This is a genomic window from Sinorhizobium sp. CCBAU 05631, assembly GCF_002288505.1.
In the GTDB taxonomy this organism is placed as follows: Bacteria; Pseudomonadota; Alphaproteobacteria; order Rhizobiales; family Rhizobiaceae; genus Sinorhizobium; species Sinorhizobium fredii_C.
In genome coordinates this window covers 301,417-318,021 of record NZ_CP023063.1, presented here as the reverse complement: position 1 = coordinate 318,021, position 16,605 = coordinate 301,417, and the positions used below count along the sequence as shown (strand labels likewise).

General features: G+C 62.8%; 16 protein-coding genes. 2 read left to right on the top strand and 14 right to left on the bottom strand.

Going from position 1 to position 16,605, the window contains the following annotated elements; all coding sequences use genetic code 11:
- The first annotated feature begins 188 nt into the window (after positions 1-188).
- Positions 189-1,271, top strand: coding sequence for a flagellar biosynthesis protein FlhB (gene flhB, locus SS05631_RS01430; protein ID WP_037423880.1), 1,083 nt, complete (start codon positions 189-191; stop codon positions 1,269-1,271).
- Positions 1,268-1,714, top strand: a complete 447-nt coding sequence (locus tag SS05631_RS01425) for a hypothetical protein (RefSeq protein WP_037423877.1) — start codon at positions 1,268-1,270, stop codon at positions 1,712-1,714. Before flhB ends, SS05631_RS01425 begins: the two co-directional genes overlap by 4 nt.
- A 197-nt stretch (positions 1,715-1,911) precedes the next feature.
- Here SS05631_RS01425 and SS05631_RS01420 read toward each other — a convergent pair whose 3' ends face one another.
- The 14 genes from SS05631_RS01420 to SS05631_RS01355 all read right to left on the bottom strand — a co-directional run bounded on the left by SS05631_RS01420 (position 1,912) and on the right by SS05631_RS01355 (position 16,604).
- Positions 1,912-2,652 (bottom strand): helix-turn-helix transcriptional regulator, encoded by a 741-nt coding sequence (locus SS05631_RS01420; RefSeq protein ID WP_037423875.1) that lies wholly within the window; start codon positions 2,650-2,652, stop codon positions 1,912-1,914.
- A gap of 10 nt (positions 2,653-2,662) precedes the next feature.
- The gene (locus tag SS05631_RS01415) at positions 2,663-3,400 is read right to left on the bottom strand and encodes a helix-turn-helix transcriptional regulator (RefSeq protein ID WP_037423873.1); all 738 of its coding nucleotides are present in this window, start codon (positions 3,398-3,400) and stop codon (positions 2,663-2,665) included.
- A gap of 839 nt (positions 3,401-4,239) precedes the next feature.
- Positions 4,240-5,919 (bottom strand): flagellar basal-body MS-ring/collar protein FliF, encoded by a 1,680-nt coding sequence (fliF, locus tag SS05631_RS01410; RefSeq protein WP_037423872.1) that lies wholly within the window; start codon positions 5,917-5,919, stop codon positions 4,240-4,242.
- 203 nt (positions 5,920-6,122) lie between these two features.
- Entirely contained in the window at positions 6,123-6,515 is a 393-nt protein-coding gene (locus SS05631_RS01405) for a hypothetical protein (protein ID WP_037423870.1), read from the bottom strand.
- 61 nt (positions 6,516-6,576) lie between these two features.
- Positions 6,577-7,131 carry a chemoreceptor glutamine deamidase CheD gene (gene cheD / locus SS05631_RS01400; protein WP_037423868.1) on the bottom strand — a complete coding sequence of 185 codons (555 nt, stop codon included), beginning with the start codon at positions 7,129-7,131 and terminating at the stop codon, positions 6,577-6,579.
- Positions 7,128-7,517, bottom strand: a complete 390-nt coding sequence (locus SS05631_RS01395; protein WP_012706841.1) for a response regulator — start codon at positions 7,515-7,517, stop codon at positions 7,128-7,130. Before SS05631_RS01395 ends, cheD begins: the two co-directional genes overlap by 4 nt.
- Positions 7,517-8,569 (bottom strand): protein-glutamate O-methylesterase CheB, encoded by a 1,053-nt coding sequence (gene cheB, locus SS05631_RS01390; protein ID WP_037423866.1) that lies wholly within the window; start codon positions 8,567-8,569, stop codon positions 7,517-7,519. Before cheB ends, SS05631_RS01395 begins: the two co-directional genes overlap by 1 nt.
- Complete coding sequence (locus SS05631_RS01385; RefSeq protein WP_037423864.1) at positions 8,566-9,474, bottom strand: protein-glutamate O-methyltransferase; 909 nt, start codon at positions 9,472-9,474, stop codon at positions 8,566-8,568. The genes cheB and SS05631_RS01385 overlap by 4 nt, the downstream gene beginning before the upstream one ends.
- Positions 9,471-9,938 (bottom strand): chemotaxis protein CheW, encoded by a 468-nt coding sequence (locus SS05631_RS01380; protein ID WP_037423861.1) that lies wholly within the window; start codon positions 9,936-9,938, stop codon positions 9,471-9,473. The genes SS05631_RS01385 and SS05631_RS01380 overlap by 4 nt, the downstream gene beginning before the upstream one ends.
- A 4-nt stretch (positions 9,939-9,942) precedes the next feature.
- The gene (locus SS05631_RS01375) at positions 9,943-12,237 is read right to left on the bottom strand and encodes a chemotaxis protein CheA (RefSeq protein ID WP_037423858.1); all 2,295 of its coding nucleotides are present in this window, start codon (positions 12,235-12,237) and stop codon (positions 9,943-9,945) included.
- A 19-nt stretch (positions 12,238-12,256) separates the two neighbouring features.
- Positions 12,257-12,622: a response regulator gene (locus tag SS05631_RS01370; protein WP_012706836.1), complete on the bottom strand. Its 366-nt coding sequence runs from the start codon at positions 12,620-12,622 to the stop codon at positions 12,257-12,259.
- A gap of 4 nt (positions 12,623-12,626) precedes the next feature.
- Positions 12,627-12,920: an STAS domain-containing protein gene (locus SS05631_RS01365; protein WP_037423855.1), complete on the bottom strand. Its 294-nt coding sequence runs from the start codon at positions 12,918-12,920 to the stop codon at positions 12,627-12,629.
- Between the two features lie 30 nt (positions 12,921-12,950).
- Positions 12,951-14,558: a globin-coupled sensor protein gene (locus SS05631_RS01360; RefSeq protein WP_037423852.1), complete on the bottom strand. Its 1,608-nt coding sequence runs from the start codon at positions 14,556-14,558 to the stop codon at positions 12,951-12,953.
- Between the two features lie 648 nt (positions 14,559-15,206).
- On the bottom strand, positions 15,207-16,604 hold the full coding sequence (locus tag SS05631_RS01355; protein WP_037423848.1) for an FGGY-family carbohydrate kinase: 1,398 nt from the start codon (positions 16,602-16,604) through the stop codon (positions 15,207-15,209).
- Position 16,605: the final 1 nt, after the last annotated feature.

The following is a 16,605-nucleotide window of genomic DNA, read 5'->3' as shown; positions in this document are numbered from 1 at the left end:
TCGCGGATTCTTCCCAGGCGGGTCTCACCCCTTCCACTTGTCTGATTTCTGTTGAGCCGGCCGCCTTCTTGGCTTTCGGCTCTTGCGCATGAGGCACGCGCGGTCCACGACAAGGGTTGTGGAGCACGTCGGCCTCGGCCGATTGAGGGTGGCCGCGGCTCCTGGCCAGGATGGGAACTTCCTGTTTCATGTCGGAAGATCAGGACAAGGACAGTAAAACGGAAGCGCCGTCGGAGAAAAAACTCTCCGATGCGGCCGAGAAGGGCAATATCCCCTTTTCCCGCGAAGTGACCGCCTTCGCCTCGACCCTCGCGGTCTACATCTTCATCGTCTTCTTTCTTTCCGATGGTGCGGCGAGCACGGCCGAGGCTCTCAAGGACATATTCGAGCAGCCGGAAGCCTGGCGGCTCGAAACGGCAACGGATGCCGTCGGATTGATCTCGCACGTCATCCTGAAGTCGGCGGGCCTGGTCATTCCGATCTTCCTGCTGCTCATCATCTTCGGCGTCGGCTCGTCGATCTTCCAGAACCTGCCCCGGCCGGTGCTCGACCGGATCATGCCCAACATGAACCGCGTGTCGCCGATCGCCGGCTTCAAGCGCATTTTCGGCGTTCCAGGGCTGGTGGAGTTCGCCAAGTCGCTGTTCAAGATCATCGTCGTGTCGCTCATCGTCGTCCTGGTGCTGTGGAACGACTATTTCGCCACGCTCGATCTGATGTTCTCGGATCCGGTGACGATCTTCGCCACCATGACCTCCGACCTGAAGCAGATCGTCACCGTCGTGCTGCTTGCCACCGCGGTGCTGGCGATTGTCGATCTCTTTTGGACCCGGCATCACTGGTACAGCGAGCTGAGGATGACGAAGCAGGAGGTGAAGGAGGAACTTAAGCAGTCGCAGGGCGATCCGATCGTCAAGTCGCGACTGCGGTCGATGCAGCGGGATCGTGCCCGCAAGCGCATGATCGGCTCCGTGCCGCGTGCCACGCTGGTGATCGCCAACCCGACCCACTATGCGGTCGCGCTGCGCTACGTGCGCGAAGAAAACGATGCGCCCGTCGTCGTCGCCATGGGGCAGGATCTTGTCGCCCTGAAGATCCGCGAGATCGCCGAGAAAAACGGCATTCCGGTCTTCGAGGATCCGCCGCTCGCACGCTCCATGTTTGCACAAGTCTCGGTAGATAGTGTCATTCCACCGGTGTTTTACAAGGCAGTCGCCGAACTCATTCACCGGGTTTATGCAGTTCAGCCGCAACAAAAACGGGTGACATGATCTTGAAGAAGTGCGAATTCTCCGAAAAACGCGAAAGACTAGTGGCAGAGGCGATTCGTCCGGTAGCGACAGAACTGCGCCTGATCGACGCTGCGGACTTCATCGCGCTCCTGCGGTTCGAGTCCTATGCGAGCCTCGCCGATCTCGTGGAATCGGCGGCGGAACTCTACTTCCTGCCGGGGACGGTGAATTTCGGCCTTGGCGGCAACTACAATCTCGACTGGAACAGCTGCCCCGAAATCATTTTGGACCTCGAGTTGAAGCCCCGCGGCGTGACGGTCTATGCGCGCCTCGTGCTTGCCGGCGAAGCGGCCGGCATCGAGATCAGCCACATCAATTTCCAGCATCCCTCGACCGATCCGGACGAGAATACCGCCTTCCTCGCCAGGAGCCTGGAAGAGGCGAAATTCGTCAAATCCTATCCTCTGCCGCTAGCGAGTTAGTCGGGCAGCCGTCTCCTCAGAATCGCCCCTCACGCTAGCCCCATCTCCCCGCAGGCGGGGAGATGGGACGCGCCGGCATATTTGCTGCTGTTCCCGCAAGACCGGACGGCGCAGCGAGTCCCCCTTCGCCCCGCTTGCGGGGAGAAGGGGGCGGCAGGCCGGATGAGGGGGCAATTTACTGAAATGCCTCGCGAATTTTAGCTGATATAGCCGAGCCGTATGGCCTTGGCGATCGCCTGGATGCGATTGACCGAATCGAGCTTCGTCGTGGCGGCGCCGAGATAGGCGTTCACGGTGTGAACGGACAAGCCCATCTTCTCGGCGATTTCCTCGCTGATATAGCCGTCGCCGGCCATCTGTAGGCAAGCGATCTCGCGGTCGCTGAGGCTCTCGCCCTTGAACAGGCGTCGTTCGTCGGCCGCCAGCATGTCGGTCATCACCTGTGCGCAGCGGCCGTGCAAGTCGAGGATCTGTTCCGCCGGCGCGTCGATATAGCTGCCGGCGAAGACCACATAGCCGTTGCCCTGGGCGCCGAGCCGTATCGGGAAGGCGATGCCCGAATAGGAGAGCTGCCGCCCCTTCAGCCGCTGCGAGAAAAGCGCCGTGTCGGAAACGTCGGCTGCCTGATGCTCTCCCTGGCCGTCCCACAGCAGCGCCAGCGGCGATCGATCGAGGTGCTGGAGCAGTTCCTCGCCGTAGACCTTGAGAAGTTCATGCGCATTCGCTTCGGAAGCGGCACCCCAATTGTGCAGGACGCAGGTGAGCTTGCGCGTCGCCGGCATCCCTCTTCCATTGACGCGCAGGACGGCGAAATTCTTCGCATTGATCTGCCGCTGCATCGCCTGCAGCCGCGTGACCAGAGTCGCCGCACGTGCCGCGCGCGCGCTGCGGCCGAGCCGGGCATCGTCCGAGCGGTTCTCCGAATCCAGGTGCATCATCGTCGCGCTCCTATACCAGATTGTGCCGGACGGCGTGGGCGATGGCTTCCGACCTGGTGCGCGTCGCGGTCTTGCGCATGACGCTGGTGATGTAGTTGTTGATCGTGTTGCGGGAGATGCCGAGGATGACGGCGATCTCCTCGCTCGTCTTGCCTTCGGCAATCCAGTACAGGCATTCGAGCTCGCGCTCGGTCAGCTCGAAGTCCCGGTCCTGCCGTACTCCGCCATCGGCCTTGAAACTTGCGAGATAGCTTGCGAGCACGGCGATATCGCGCAGCCCTTCCTGGGAGAGGATGACGTCCTCGGGGAACAGCAGCATCAACGAGTAACGGGAGCGGCCGACATTGAACGAGACGGAGCAGTAGGAACGATTGACCCCGCGCGGCAGATCGATGTCGTCCGGCAGGACCTGGAAGCAGGGCTGCAGCGCCGCCAGGCATTTTTCCAACTCGGTCGTCCTGGCGTTTAGGCCGATGACGATGCCCGATAGACGCCGAACGACGTCGAAGGGCCAATCGGAACACAGGACGAAATCAAGTCCGCCGTCCTGCGACAGACCGTGGCGAGCGAGCAGGTAGTGGGTCGCTCCGACATATTCCGTCAGGATCGCCAGCCCGTTGGCGAGGCTGCTGCGCGCGGCAGCTTCCCCGAGCCTGCGGATCAATTGTTCACGCGATATGCCGCGACTGCTCATGCGCGGCGCGGCGGTCTGCAAAGACCAGGCCGCGCTAGTCTGTGTAATTTCCATGACTTTCAGCCCCCGTGCCGAATTCGACGCCCCTTGCGAGCTACGCTTGCCCTGCCGACAGCCACCGGAGCCGGCATTCCCACACGCAAACCGGAACGCGAATCAATATCTAAACTGTACATCGCCGCCCCTAAAAAAACACTGTGATTGAGACACAACTTGCTTACGCACCCCTAAGTAGAGCAGCTAGTCACCTACCGGTTTACCTCTGGTGGAGAGCGCAGGCGCACCCACCGGATTGCTTTAGTATCCACTTGATTTTTATTGGTATCTCACGGAACGCCAGCACCCATCTCAGCTCTCTTGCCTAACGCCAGAGACACGCCAAAGAGGTGGATACGGTCACTTCCCAGTGGTTTGTGGCGCCTTCAACGCCTCACGCGCATCGAATATAGAGGAACGGACTTTACTTTCGAACAGCGGCTGTTGCTAAAATGCACCAAGTCCGAACCGCCAGAGATGGCCACAGCACCTGTATAGATTCAAAGAAGAACCAACCTCTATTTCAATTCTTGATAGTTATATCTGAGCTAAGCTGAGTCATGGGAAAACAAGCGGCAGTCTACAGGTACAGATAGAGGGGCGGTGTCGACCCGTCCGAATCTAATATGGTTAAAATTTTCTTTAAATTTTTCGATCCGCACCTCACCTAGACTCGCACCGCCGACACGCATTCTTGCGACAGGTTAGGCGCTCCAGCCGATGCCAGGGAATTGACTCGAACACTATTTCCGCCGCCTCGTCACATCGCGGCAATGCGACCCGACGTCACTCCTGCCTCAGGGAAACGCGAAATCCCGCCGGTACGGCGGGATTGTCCGCGGCCTCCTCGAAGGATTTTAGGCGGCGCGGTCGAGGGACCATTTGCGGAGGATTTTTGCGGCCCGCTCCTCGCTGATCTCCACCATGCGCGCGAGCCGGCGCTCCGGGCCCTCCTTGACGCGGCGATTGAAGCCGTTGCTGTCGTCGCCGAGATTGAGCAGGTCGTCCGTGCTGTCGAAGCCGAAGTCCGAACCGAAGCCCTCCATGAGGGCGCCGCTTGCGGCACCGGCGCCAGCCGGAGAGAAATCCGGCAATTCGAGACCGGCGCCCTCGCCTTCGAGCTGACCGGATTGACCGCCAAAGCCCATCTGGCGGGCGAGTGGCCGCATGCCCAGCCAGACGACCAGGAAGGCGACGACGATGAAGGCCAGCGAGTTGATGATGCCGCCGAGATTGCGCGTCAGCATTTCCATGACGCCCGGCCCGGCCACCGGTTGGTCGAGCAATTGCGTCTCGACAAAATCCATCGCGTTCAGCGTGACGACGTCTCCGCGGTTCGGATCGACACCGGCAGCGGACGCGACAATCTTCTGCATGTCCTGGAGATAGGCATCGATCTTCGCCTGATCGGCCCCCTCGCCGACCATCGCTGCCAGGCGGCCGCGGTTGACCACGACGGCGATCGACAGCCGCTCGATCGCATAGCTGTTTTTGACGGTCGCGATCGTCTTGCTGTTGATCTCGTAGTTGGTCTGCTCTTCCTTCTTCTCCGCCTCGTCGCTCGACTGCTGGCCGGCGCCGCCGCGCGGCGCCGCCTGGGGCACGTTCTGCTGGACGGTCGCGGCGTTGTCCGGCTGCTGCTGGCTGGATTTCTGCTCTTCCTTGATGACCCGCGTCGAGCGCTCGACCCGCGATTCGGGGTCGAACACGGTCTCCTGGATCTGCTGGGCATCGGTGTTGAGCGAAGCGGTGACGCTGGTGCGGAAATTGTCCATGCCAAGGAAGGGCGCAAGCGAATTGTCGATCTTCTTCTCGAGATCGGACTGGACGTTCTGCACGACGCCGAGCGACTGGTTGAGGGCGCTGTTTGCCGGGTCGTCGCCCGAGGCAAGGAGCTGGCCGGTCGAATCGAGAATGGTGACGTCGTCGACATCGAGACCCGGGACGGACGAAGCGACAAGATGGCGGATCGACGAGGCGGCGCTCCGGCCGACGGTCGCACTCGCACGAATCATCACCGATGCGGTCGGCGTCTGCTCGACCTTGCGGAAGCTGCCCCGCTCCGGCATAACGATATGGACGCGGGCCGCCGCGATGCCGGAAATCTGCTGGATGGTGCGGGCAATCTCGCCCTCCAATGCACGAACGCGGGTCACCTCCTGCATGAAGGAGGTGAGTCCGAGCGAGCCCACATTGTCGAAGAGTTCGTAGCCGGCATTGGCGCTGCTCGGCAGGCCGCGCTCGGCCAGAAGCAGCCGAGCCTTGCCGGTCATGCCGACCGGCACCTGAATGCTGCCGCCATCCGCGCCGACCTCGAAGTCGAGATTCGCCTCGGCAAGCGCAATGCTGATCTGGGTGACATCGCTGCGCTCGAGGCCGACATAGAGCGTTTCATAGGCTGGCTTGTTGACGTAGATCGCAGCGCCGAGGACGAAGCCGATCGCGACGATGCCGGCCACCGCGAGCGCGATTAGCTTGCTCTGCCCGAGATTGCTCAGGTTTTTCGTGAACGTCGAGAATTGATCGAACAGATTCATTCTGTTTCCGCACCCAGTATCGCATGGCACCCTTGCCGGCACTCGACGGCATCATGCGAGGATCAAACATTCTGGTAAGCAGGTATCGATATGCGCGAATCTACCAGCCCCGGAAGCGAAGCTAGGCGGCGAAACTTGCGCGAACTTGACGGAGCAGAAGGATGATGGTCGAGGGGCGACTCAGGCGCCCATATCATCTAACGTCAAAACGCCTCGAAATCGCCCGCGGCCTTGGTGAGCGGCTGCGAGTGGCCGTGGCGTAAAAGGCCGCTGCCGAGCGCCTTTTTCATGTCGGCTAGCTTGACCAGGTTGACGGCCGTCGAGATGTCCACGAGGCACGTGTCGGGGATCGATGCGGTGATCGTGTCGATGAATTCGGCGAGGCCCCGGGTCTTCTGGACCGCAAGGTCGATACCCTGAAGGACCATCATCCTGTCGGCCGGATCGGCCGCGGATCCATCGTGACCGCCTGCGAGCTGCGGCTCGATCCGCTCGATGAGATAGGCGACGTCGTGCAGTTCGGTGACGATGCGCATCAACACGTCCGGCAGCGATTCTTCCGCGTGAGGCATATAGCTCTGGTGGTCGGTGTGCATCGTTTTTCTCACGTTGAAGGAAATCTTGGCGTCCGAGCCGCCAGCTCGCCCGACGGCGCGATTAGAAGAACTCGATCGAGCTTTCCACCGGCTTCGGCGCAGGCGCGGGCCGCTGGTCCTGATGGATGGCGCGCTGGGCTTCGACACCGGTCAGCGCGTATTGGCGGGCACGACCGGTGACCGGCCAATATTCCAGCTTGCGGCCATGCTCTCCGCCGGTGCTCTCGCCGACGACGCGGATGCCCTCGTCGAGCAGGAACTGCCGTGCAAAGGCGGCGTTCTGCTCGCCGACATTCGAGAAGCGCGCAATCGTCCTGGCTCCGCCGAAGATCTTCGCCTCGAGCCGATCGCGGCGCGCGCCCTGTTTCAGGAGGCCGTTGATCAGCAATTCCATGAGATGCACGCCGTAGCGCGTCGCGTCACCGGCCGAGGCCGGCGACGTCGAAGAGCCGGGCAGCAGGAAATGGTTCATGCCGCCGACGCCCGCCACCGGGTCGCGCATGCAGGCGGCCACGCAGGAGCCGAGAATCGTCGAGAGAACGACATCCGGATCGTTGACGACCTTGAACTCGCCCTGAATGACATGCACACGCCTGCCGGCAGCTTCCAACATTATTTCAGTGCCCCGAAGACCGCCTCGATCGCTGCCTTCATCTTTTCGATGGTGAACGGCTTGGCGAGAACGTTGTTGGCGCCGAGCGCGGCGGCCTTCTGGACGAGCGCCCTGTCGCCCTGAGCGGTCAGGATGATGAAGGCCGCCTTCTTGGTGTTCGGGTTCGAGCGAACCGCCTGCAGCAAGCCGAGACCGTCCATCTTCGGCATGTTGAAGTCCGAGATGACCAGGTGGTGCGGGTTTTGCGCCATGATCTTCATGCCCTGCTCGCCGTCGCCGGCGGCAGTAATCTGCTTGAAGCCCAGTTGCTGCAGGGCGTCGCCCAGGAGCAGTCGGCTCGTGACCTGATCGTCGACGATCAGAACCTTAATCTTTTCGGCGATGGACATTATTCGCTTCCTTCCTTCCGGGCTGCTGCCGTCTTCAATATCTCCTCCCCGATCGATCCGAGGGGGAGCTGCGTTTCGACAGCGCCCAATTCGTAAGCCACTCTGGGCATTCCATAGACGACACAAGTCTTTTCGTTTTGTCCGAAGGTGCGCGCCCCAGCATGCCGCATCTTGAGGAGGCCGGCCGCGCCGTCGCGCCCCATGCCGGTCAGGATCACACCGATCGAATTGCGCCCCGCCAATTCGGCAACCGAATCGAACAGCACGTCGACCGACGGGCGATGCCCGTTGACGGGTTCCCGGTCAACCAGCCGGCAGCAGGGCGCGGAGGCATTGGCGACCTGAAGGTGCCGGTCGCCGCCGGGCGCCAGATAGACCTTGCCGACCTCGAGACGGGCGCCGTCGGTCGCCTCCTGGACGGTCGGCGCGCAGAGCCGGTTCAGCCGTTCGGAAAAGCTCTTGGTGAAGGTGTGCGGCATGTGCTGCGTGATCACCGTCGGCGGGCAATTTGCCGGGAACTTTTGCAGGACGGCAATCAGGGCCTCCACGCCGCCGGTCGAGGCGCCGATCGCGATGATCTTGCGGCCCGCCTTGTAGTCGGACGCGCTGCTTACGGCCGGCGTCGATGCTGCCCGGTTGCTGGTGATCATCGATTTGCGCTGCGAGCGCGCCGCCGCCTTGACCTTGTCGACCAGACCGCCGAACGGATTCGGATCGCCGGGATGCGGCTTGCCAACGCAATCAAAGGCGCCGATTTCGAGCGCGGCGATCGTCGCCTCGGCACCCTTGTGGGTCAGCGTCGAGACCATGATGACCGGCATGGGCCTCAGCCGCATGATCTTGTCGAGGAACTCGAGGCCGTTCATGTTCGGCATCTCGATGTCGAGGGTGACGACATCGGGATCCAGCTGCTTGATTGCCTGGCGAGCCTCGAGCGCGTCGGCCGCCTGACCGACGACCTTCACCTCCGGATCGGCATTGAGCACGGCCGAGATCAGCCCGCGCATGGTGGGCGAGTCATCGACGACGAGAACACGGGCGGGAGCGTTCATGCCCGACCTCCATGGAATTTGCCGGTGTGGCGATAGGTGGTGACGCCGATATTGTCGAAGATCGTCTTGGCATCCCCCGAGACGCGCTCCGAGTGACCGATATAGAGATGGCCGCCCGTGTCGAGCACGCCCGCAAATCGCGACCAGATCTTCATCTGCGTCGGCTCGTCGAAGTAGATCACCACGTTGCGGCAGAAGATCACGTCGAAGGGCCCCTTGAGCGGCCATTGCGCCATCAGATTGAGCTCGTTGAAGGTGATCAGCCGCTTGACGCGGTCATCGATCTGCCACTTGCCGCGGCCGTTGACCTCGACCTCCCTGAACCATTGCTTGCGCATGGCGGGGCTTACCGTTTCGAGCGCCGTCGCGTCATAGGCGCCGGCGCGGGCGAGCGCCAGGATCTTCGGATCGATGTCGGTCGCGAGGATTCGGAAGTCATATTCGGCGGCATTCGGCAGCAGCGACAGCACCGTCAGCGCGATCGAATAGGGCTCCTGGCCGTCCGAGCAGGCGGCCGACCAGATGCGGACCCGGCCGCCGTTCTTCGCCCGGGCGATGAGGCCCGGCAGCACGTCGGTCTTCAGATGCTCGAAATGATGGTTCTCGCGAAAGAAGCGGGTGAAGTTGGTGGTCAGATGCGAGAGCATGTCGCGGCGCGCCGCAGCACCGGCCGGCGAGGCGACGAGCTGGCAATAGTCGCGGAAGCCCTTGAGGCCTAGGTTGCGGATGTGTTTCGACAGCCGCGAATAGACCAGCGACGCCTTGGATTCGTTCAGGTAGATGCCGGCATCCGCATAGATCATCGCGGCAATTTCGCTGAGGTCGCGGCGGGTCAGCGGATATTCGCCGGCCGCAAGGCATTCGTCCGGCGACAGCTTCTGTTCGAAAGTGGCCTGGGCCCTCATGCCGCTTCCCTTTCTTCTTGCGGGCAGACCTGGTCGAGTTCGACCAGGCAGATCATCCGCCCCTCGATTGCCAGGACGCCACGCGCGAAGCTCCTTTCGAAGTCCGACGCGATATCCGGGGTCGGCTGGATGTCGCCATCCGAGACGGTCAGGATGTCGGAGACGGCATCGACCAGAAGCCCCACCACCTGGCTCTTCACCTGGGCGACGATGATCACATGACGGACCGTCGGCTCGGCCGGCTTCATGCCGAGGCGGGCGGAAAAGTCGATGATCGGCAGCACCGCGCCGCGCAGGTTGATGACGCCGAGCATGTAGCTCGGCGCGTGCGGCATCGCGGTCGCAGGCGTCCAGCCGCGAATTTCGCGGACCGACATTACGTTGACGCAGAATTCCTGGCCGCCGGCGCGGAAAGCGATCAGCTCCCGTCCGCTAGTCGTCAGATTTTTTGCGACATAGGTCATAGTATTATCCGGCTGCAGCAAGAGACATTTCAGGTTTCAGGGAGTGTCCGCGCGAGGCGGCGACGATCGCGTCGACATCGAGGATAAGCGCCACGCGCCCATCGCCGAGAATGGTGGCCGCCGCAATGCCCGGCACATGGGTGTAGTTCGCCTCGAGGCTCTTGATGACCACCTGCCGCTGGCCCTGGATCGCATCGACCATCAGGGCGCGCTGGCCGCCGCCTTCGGACTCGACGAGCAGCGCCACCCCTTCGACCGGATTGGCCTGGATAGCGCGGAAGTTCAGGATGCGTCCGACGTCGACCAGCGGGCAGAAGGAGTTGCGGATCGAGATCAGCCGCTGGGAGGCACCGAAGCTGTGGATCGCCGAGGCCTCCGGCTGAAGTGTTTCGACGATTGCCGTCAGCGGCACGACGAGCGTCTGGTTGGCGACCGTCACCACCATGCCGTCGAGGACGGCGAGCGTCAGCGGCAGGCTCATCGTGAAGACAGAACCCTGCCCCGGCTTCGACGAGATGTTGATGCGGCCGCCGAGTGCCTGGATCGACCGCTTGACGACATCCATGCCGACGCCGCGGCCGGAAATGTCGGAGATCTTGTCTGCGGTCGAAAAGCCCGCGTGGAAGATCAGGTTGTCGATTTCCTCGTCGGATAGATTGGCATCGGCGGCGATCAGGTCGTTGTCGATGGCCTTCTGCCGGACCTTCTCGCGGTTGATGCCGGCGCCGTCATCGGCAAGCTCGATAACGATGCGGCCGGACCGGTGCTTCGCCGTCAGCCGGACCGTGCCTTCCGGGTTCTTGCCGGCGGCGACACGCTTTTCCGGCGTTTCGAGACCGTGGTCGACCGCATTGCGGATCATGTGCGTCAGCGGCTCGGCCAGCTTGTCGATGACCGTCTTGTCGACCTCGGTGTTCTCGCCTTCGGTGACGAGACGTACCGACTTGCCGGTCATGTCGGCGATTTCGCGGACGATTCGCGACATGCGCTGGAACACCGGCTTTACCGGCTGCGCGCGGATCGCCATGACGCTGTCCTGGATCTCGCGGGTGAGCTGCTGCAGCTCCTCGAGCCCCATATTGATCGACGACGTACCGTTGGTGTCGTTCTCGATGACGCTCTGCGACAGCATCGCCTGGTTGATGACGAGCTCGCCGACCAGGTTGATCAGGCGGTCGACGCGGTCGAGATCGACGCGGATCGTCGGGGTGGCAGCCGACGCGGCCTGCTGTGCTGCCGCCTGTGCCGCGGAGACCGGCGTTGCGCTCTTCGCGCTTTCGGCCGAAGCGCGTGCGGTCTGGGCCATCTGCAGGACGTTGCTCGCGGTCGCCGCGGCAGACACGGTCTCGTCGCGAGCCTCGCGCTGGGCAACGGCTTGCTCCTCGTCCTCGGAAGCCCCTGCCGTGGCCGGCGCCTCTTCATCGAGCAGCGACAGGTCGAACGGAACGGGCTGCATCGGCAATTCCTCGCCCGCATTGGCAGGGTCGCCGGCGAGCGTCACCTCGAGTTCGCAATCCCACTCGGCGAATTCGAAAACCGAACGGATCGCGTCTTCGCCCTTGTCGGTCTTCAGCGAGATCTTCCAGGCGAAATAGGCGGCCTCCGGATTCATGCTGCCGAGCGCCGGCAGTTCGTCCATGTCGCAATGGATGCTCATCTCGCCGAGGCGCGAGAGATCGCGCAAAAGCAGCGTCGCGTCATTGCCCTTGGCATAGAGCTCGGACTTCGGCCTGAAGAGGATTTCGAAGGTCGAGGGCCCGACCGCCGGAGGCTCGTTCGCCTCGAACTCGTCGAAGGAGAAGGCGACGGGCTGGAAGCCTTCCTCGTTGACCACCGGAGCGGGTGCGGGCGCCGGGGCCGGTGCGGCAACAGGCGCCGGCTTTGCCACCGGCTCGGCAGCGGCCGCCTGCGGCAATTCACCATTGGCGAGCGCCTCGAGCTCCTTGATCAGCTGACGGCTGCGCGCCTCGTCGACGCTGCCGCCGTCCCGGGCGGCATTGGTGAGATCGGCAAGCACGTCCGCTGATTTCAGCATGACCTTCAGGACGTCCTGGTTGGGCTCAAGCCTGTTGGATCGAACGCAATCGAGCGTCGTCTCGAAGACGTGCGCAAACGAGACGAGGTCATCGAGCCCGAACGCACCGGCGCCACCCTTGATTGAGTGGACAGCGCGGAAGACGGCGTTGACCGTCTCGGGATCGCGGTCGCCGTCATTGAGCTTCAGGAGACCCGACTCCAGTTCCGCGAGCTGCTCCTCGCATTCCTGGAAGAAGATCTCTTTGATTTCGTTCATATCCATTGGAGGCTACCCTCGGATCTCAGGCCGTTACGCGCTCGATGGCATCGATCAGCTTGGTCGGGTCGAACGGCTTGACAATCCAGCCGGTGGCGCCCGCCTGCCGCGCGCGGTTCTTCTTCTCGGCGTCGCTTTCGGTGGTGAGCACCAGGATGGGAACGGCACGGTAGCGGTCGTTCCTGCGCACGCCTTCGATGAAGCCGAAGCCGTCGAGGCGGGGCATGTTGATGTCCGTGACGATCACGTCGGGATTGGCCGTCTCCAGCACTTCGAGCCCTTCGACGCCATCTTCGGCCTGGATCGTTTCGAAGCCGGCATTGTTGAGGGTAACAAGAAGCATGTTCCGGATCGTCCGGGAGTCGTCCACAGTCAGAACTCTCTTCTTCATTTTCTCAAATCTCCTTTGCCATCAGGGGCGCGATGTCCACGCCGATGAGCTGTGTCGTTTTAACGAAAGCGTCCGACACCTTAGCAAAGGTGAAGGACATCCGGTCTTCTTCCCAACTTCTGGCTCCGGCCATCAGCACCTGTGCGCAGAGCGTTCCGATCCGCTCGACGGCGGACGCGTCGATGACGACCGGAGCGCCCTTGAGCGATAGCAGCCTTTCATGCAGCGCGGTCGCCTCGTTCAGGTCCAGCACCGGAGCGAGCTTCAGCGATTTCTTTGCGGTATTCTTGCTGGCCATTCTGTCCCTCGACTGACCTGTTCCCTGACCTTAGCGCCGCCATCCGGCGACCTGGCGCCCCGAGGCGGCGTCATCGCTGAACGGCATCGCTCGTTCGTCCTCGTCGACTTGCGGCAAAAGCGCGGACGGCTGGACAAAGGTCGGAGCCCTTAATCCCGCCTGGCGCTCGAAACGGAAGCGGCGGATCGTCTTACCGAGCTCCAGAATGGTGCCGTGGAGATCCTCGGTCGAAGCCGCCGCCTCACCAGCGACCGTCGCGCTTCGGCCGATCGCCGTCGAAATACCGCCGATCTCGGTCGCCGCGGCGGCCAGATCGCTGACCTGCGCTTCCGCCTCGCGGGCGATGCCGGAGACGGCGGCATTGATTGAGATGACCTGTTCGACGATGCTGCTGATCGCATTCTGCGTCTGACCGACGATCTCGACGCCGGCTTCGACCTGCGTCTTCGTGCCGTTGACGAGCTGCTTAATCTCGCGCGCCGCCTCGCCGGAGCGTTGCGCCAGCGCCCGGACTTCCTGCGCGACGACCGCGAAGCCGCGGCCACTCTCGCCGGCGCGTGCCGCTTCGATGCCGGCATTGAGGGCGAGCAGATTCGTCTGGAAGGCAATCTCGTCGATCACGCCGATGATCTGGCCAATCTTCTCCGCGGACGCCTCGATATCCGCCATGGCGGAGATCGCCTGACCGGCAATCTCGCCGCTGCGCTCCGCAGCACGGCGCGTTTCGCTCGCCTTGGCCTCGGCCTCGCTGATCCTGAACGAGCCGGAGCGCATGCGTTCGGTCATCGCCCCAAGCGCTGCGACCTGGCCGGTCAGGGCCTCGGCCTCGCTGCCTGCGGTGCCGGAAAACGCGTTGGTGCGGCTGCGAAGGCTTTCCACCATCCCTTCGGCCGCCGCTGCACGCTTGTCTCCGGACTGCAGAGCCTGCTGGATCTGGTCCAAGGCGGCATTCAGGCCGGCGGCGATCGGCCGGTAGACATCAGGTGTCTCCGTCGGCAGCCGGGCGCCGAGGTCGCCGTCGGCGAGAGCCTGCAGGAAATCCGAAAACAGCGCCGCTACTTCGGACTCGTCGCCCTTGCGCTGCTCGGAAAGCTGGCGCTGATGCTGCTGGCGGAGCGCGTTGAAGCGCAGCGACACGGCGATCTCGCTGTCGACGAAGGCAGCACGCACGAGAGCGGCGACGAGACGGCAAAGTTCGTTCCTGCGTGCCTTGCCGAAAGGAAGCTTGGGCCAGGCATCCTCGATTGCGCCGACGATGAGATGTTCCAGCACCACCGAATGGCTCGCGAGTTGCCAGCGCGGGTCGAGCCCCATGCGCGCTTCCGTGTCGGCGAGCACCTTGACGCGCTCGGCGTAGAGCCCGTCGAAACGGGCATCGGTCAGCACGTTCCAGTGGGAGGAATGAAGATCGTGCAGTCGGTCGAGCTGGCGATCGTTGTCGAAATGGCGAGCGGCGTCCGGTTTGGTCTGCAACCGGTGAAAAAGGTCGCGCAGCGCAAGCTCGATGCGCGGCGACAGGGCCTGGCGACGGTCCCGCAGAAGCGCACAGGCTCCCTCGTCGAGCCCGGCAAAGCGCAGGCGCTCGAGCAGACTGCCCGCCTGGCCCTTCCTTGCCTGATCTGACGCTTCCTGCTGCACGCTGTTCCCCGGCCTGATGCGTAGTCGAAACTTGCCTGAGGGAAGATGTGGCCCGTTGAGGGGCTATGGCCGGTCACGCCCAGTCGGTAAGATCGGCGCGCCTGAGCTTTCTCTATCGTCCATCCCGCAAGTAACGTCTGTGAGATTGCATACCGGACCGGAACCGGTACGGCGGTGCGGCATCATGCCTTGAGAGAAGCTGAGACTTCCTATTCCGACGTGTTGGACCATGTTTATGGTTAATTCCTTGCTTGAAGGTTAACGGTTTCCGGCCCGTAGTCGGAATCGCTAAAATGCAACCAACACGCTAATCGCCGCTGCTCCGCACTGTTTTACTGTGCTGGAGACAACAGGTTTTTAATCACAAGAGTTTAGAATTGCGGCTCTACTTGTCGTCCAGTATCGAAGCGAAGGTCATAGGCGCGAACCGCGCAAGCTGCACCGTCACAGGTACAGGCGACATCATGAAGATGCGTCCACGGGAATGAGCAATGATTGTTCTTGGAATTAGTGCCGCCACCATCGCAATCCTCGCAATGACCGCGATCTCGATCGTCATCAATCTCGAACATAGACGGGCGGCAAACCGCAACATTTTCTGACGCGCGGTCTTTCGACCAAGCCCAAGAATATCCGCCGGATTCTACTTCATCTATCGAGCGAAGATGCGCTTGCAGCCACATGCTCAGCGGTCAAGCGCTGCCATTTCCGTGCGTAACCGGCATAGCCTTCCGGAACCGCTTCCGAGAAGACTTCGGCACCCGTCCTGATCCGGGCGCCTGCGACGAGGCAGGCTGCACCAAGGCTCGTTCCGGTGCTGCTCAGGCTGTTGGCGAGCGCCGGCCGGCCGGTCGCAGCGGCCAGCATCCGCAGATAGGCGGCATTCGCGGCGAAAGGCCCTTCCACGACGATTTCTCCCCTGGCGCCGATGAGATCGAGGCAGGTCGCCGTCATCAGGGCGAGATGGAAGGAGACGGCGGCAAGTCGTTCGGGCGGGGCAAGGTCTGCCTCGTTCACCGTCCAACGCGGCCGTGCCGAGGGAAAAGGGCCGGAGCCGCCCAGAACCGACGGCAGCAGCATGTAGCCTCCCGCAAGCACGCGCGCTTCGGCTTCGGTCGAGGCCGGCGGCGGATTGTCGCCGACGAGCATCGAGAAGGCGCGGCCGCCCATGAAGCGGGCAGACGGCACCGGGTCGCCAAGCGCGTTGACATTGATCAGCGTGTCGCGGGTTTCATCGAGCTCCGCCTGCTCGCCGCCGATCGCCAGCATCACCACCCAGGTTCCGGTCGAGACGACGGAAAACGGTGCCCGGCGTGTCAAGAGGTGCGGCAGCAGCGAGGCGTTCGAATCGTGAATGCCGCAATAGACCGGCAAGCCGGATGGCAGCCCCGCGGCCGCGGCCAGAGGAGGCAGCAATCCGCCGATCACGTCGCCCGCCTTGCGCACAGGCGCGAACAGCCGCGCCCAACCCTGTGCCTCGACCAATGTCGAAAACGCCGCGGTTAGAGGGTTCCAGAGATCGGTATGACAGCCGAGCGAGGTCAGCTCGTTGGTGGCAACGCCAGTCAGGCGGTAGGACCAGTATTGCGCATAGGTGAGGATGGTCGCAACCTTGGCGAACTGCTCGGGAAACGCACGCTGCTGCCAGAAAAGCTGAGCACCGACATTGAGCCCCATCGGCAGGCGGGCCGACCCGGTTTCTGAAAAGGCTGGACGCGCCCGGCCATATTCCTCGGCGACCGCGTCCGGGCCGGCAAATTCGTAGTCGAGGACCGGCAGGGCGAGTTCGCCCGCTTGATCCAGCAGGACCGCTGTCGCCCCATGTGTTGTGACTGAAATCGCATCCACCGGATGTACACGGTGCAGCTCTGCAAGGCCCCCAAGAATGAACCGCCAGAGATGCTCGACGTCGAAGTGGGGATAGAGCCCCGCCTCCACGACGATGTTGGGCGTCTTGCGGACGGCGATCTCCTCGAAGCGCGCGAGGTCGACCAACGCGACCTTGGCGTTGGTCTTGCCGATATCGATGACGGCGACGGTCTTCATG

Coding starts and splice junctions, on each gene's coding strand:
- flhB (WP_037423880.1), top strand. CDS start 189: ATGTCGGAAGATCAGGACAAGGACAGTAAAACGGAAGCGCCGTCGGAG.
- SS05631_RS01425 (WP_037423877.1), top strand. CDS start 1,268: ATGATCTTGAAGAAGTGCGAATTCTCCGAAAAACGCGAAAGACTAGTG.
- SS05631_RS01420 (WP_037423875.1), bottom strand. CDS start 2,652: ATGATGCACCTGGATTCGGAGAACCGCTCGGACGATGCCCGGCTCGGC.
- SS05631_RS01415 (WP_037423873.1), bottom strand. CDS start 3,400: ATGGAAATTACACAGACTAGCGCGGCCTGGTCTTTGCAGACCGCCGCG.
- fliF (WP_037423872.1), bottom strand. CDS start 5,919: ATGAATCTGTTCGATCAATTCTCGACGTTCACGAAAAACCTGAGCAAT.
- SS05631_RS01405 (WP_037423870.1), bottom strand. CDS start 6,515: ATGCACACCGACCACCAGAGCTATATGCCTCACGCGGAAGAATCGCTG.
- SS05631_RS01395 (WP_012706841.1), bottom strand. CDS start 7,517: ATGTCCATCGCCGAAAAGATTAAGGTTCTGATCGTCGACGATCAGGTC.
- cheB (WP_037423866.1), bottom strand. CDS start 8,569: ATGAACGCTCCCGCCCGTGTTCTCGTCGTCGATGACTCGCCCACCATG.
- SS05631_RS01385 (WP_037423864.1), bottom strand. CDS start 9,474: ATGAGGGCCCAGGCCACTTTCGAACAGAAGCTGTCGCCGGACGAATGC.
- SS05631_RS01380 (WP_037423861.1), bottom strand. CDS start 9,938: ATGACCTATGTCGCAAAAAATCTGACGACTAGCGGACGGGAGCTGATC.
- SS05631_RS01375 (WP_037423858.1), bottom strand. CDS start 12,237: ATGGATATGAACGAAATCAAAGAGATCTTCTTCCAGGAATGCGAGGAG.
- SS05631_RS01370 (WP_012706836.1), bottom strand. CDS start 12,622: ATGAAGAAGAGAGTTCTGACTGTGGACGACTCCCGGACGATCCGGAAC.
- SS05631_RS01365 (WP_037423855.1), bottom strand. CDS start 12,920: ATGGCCAGCAAGAATACCGCAAAGAAATCGCTGAAGCTCGCTCCGGTG.
- SS05631_RS01355 (WP_037423848.1), bottom strand. CDS start 16,604: ATGAAGACCGTCGCCGTCATCGATATCGGCAAGACCAACGCCAAGGTC.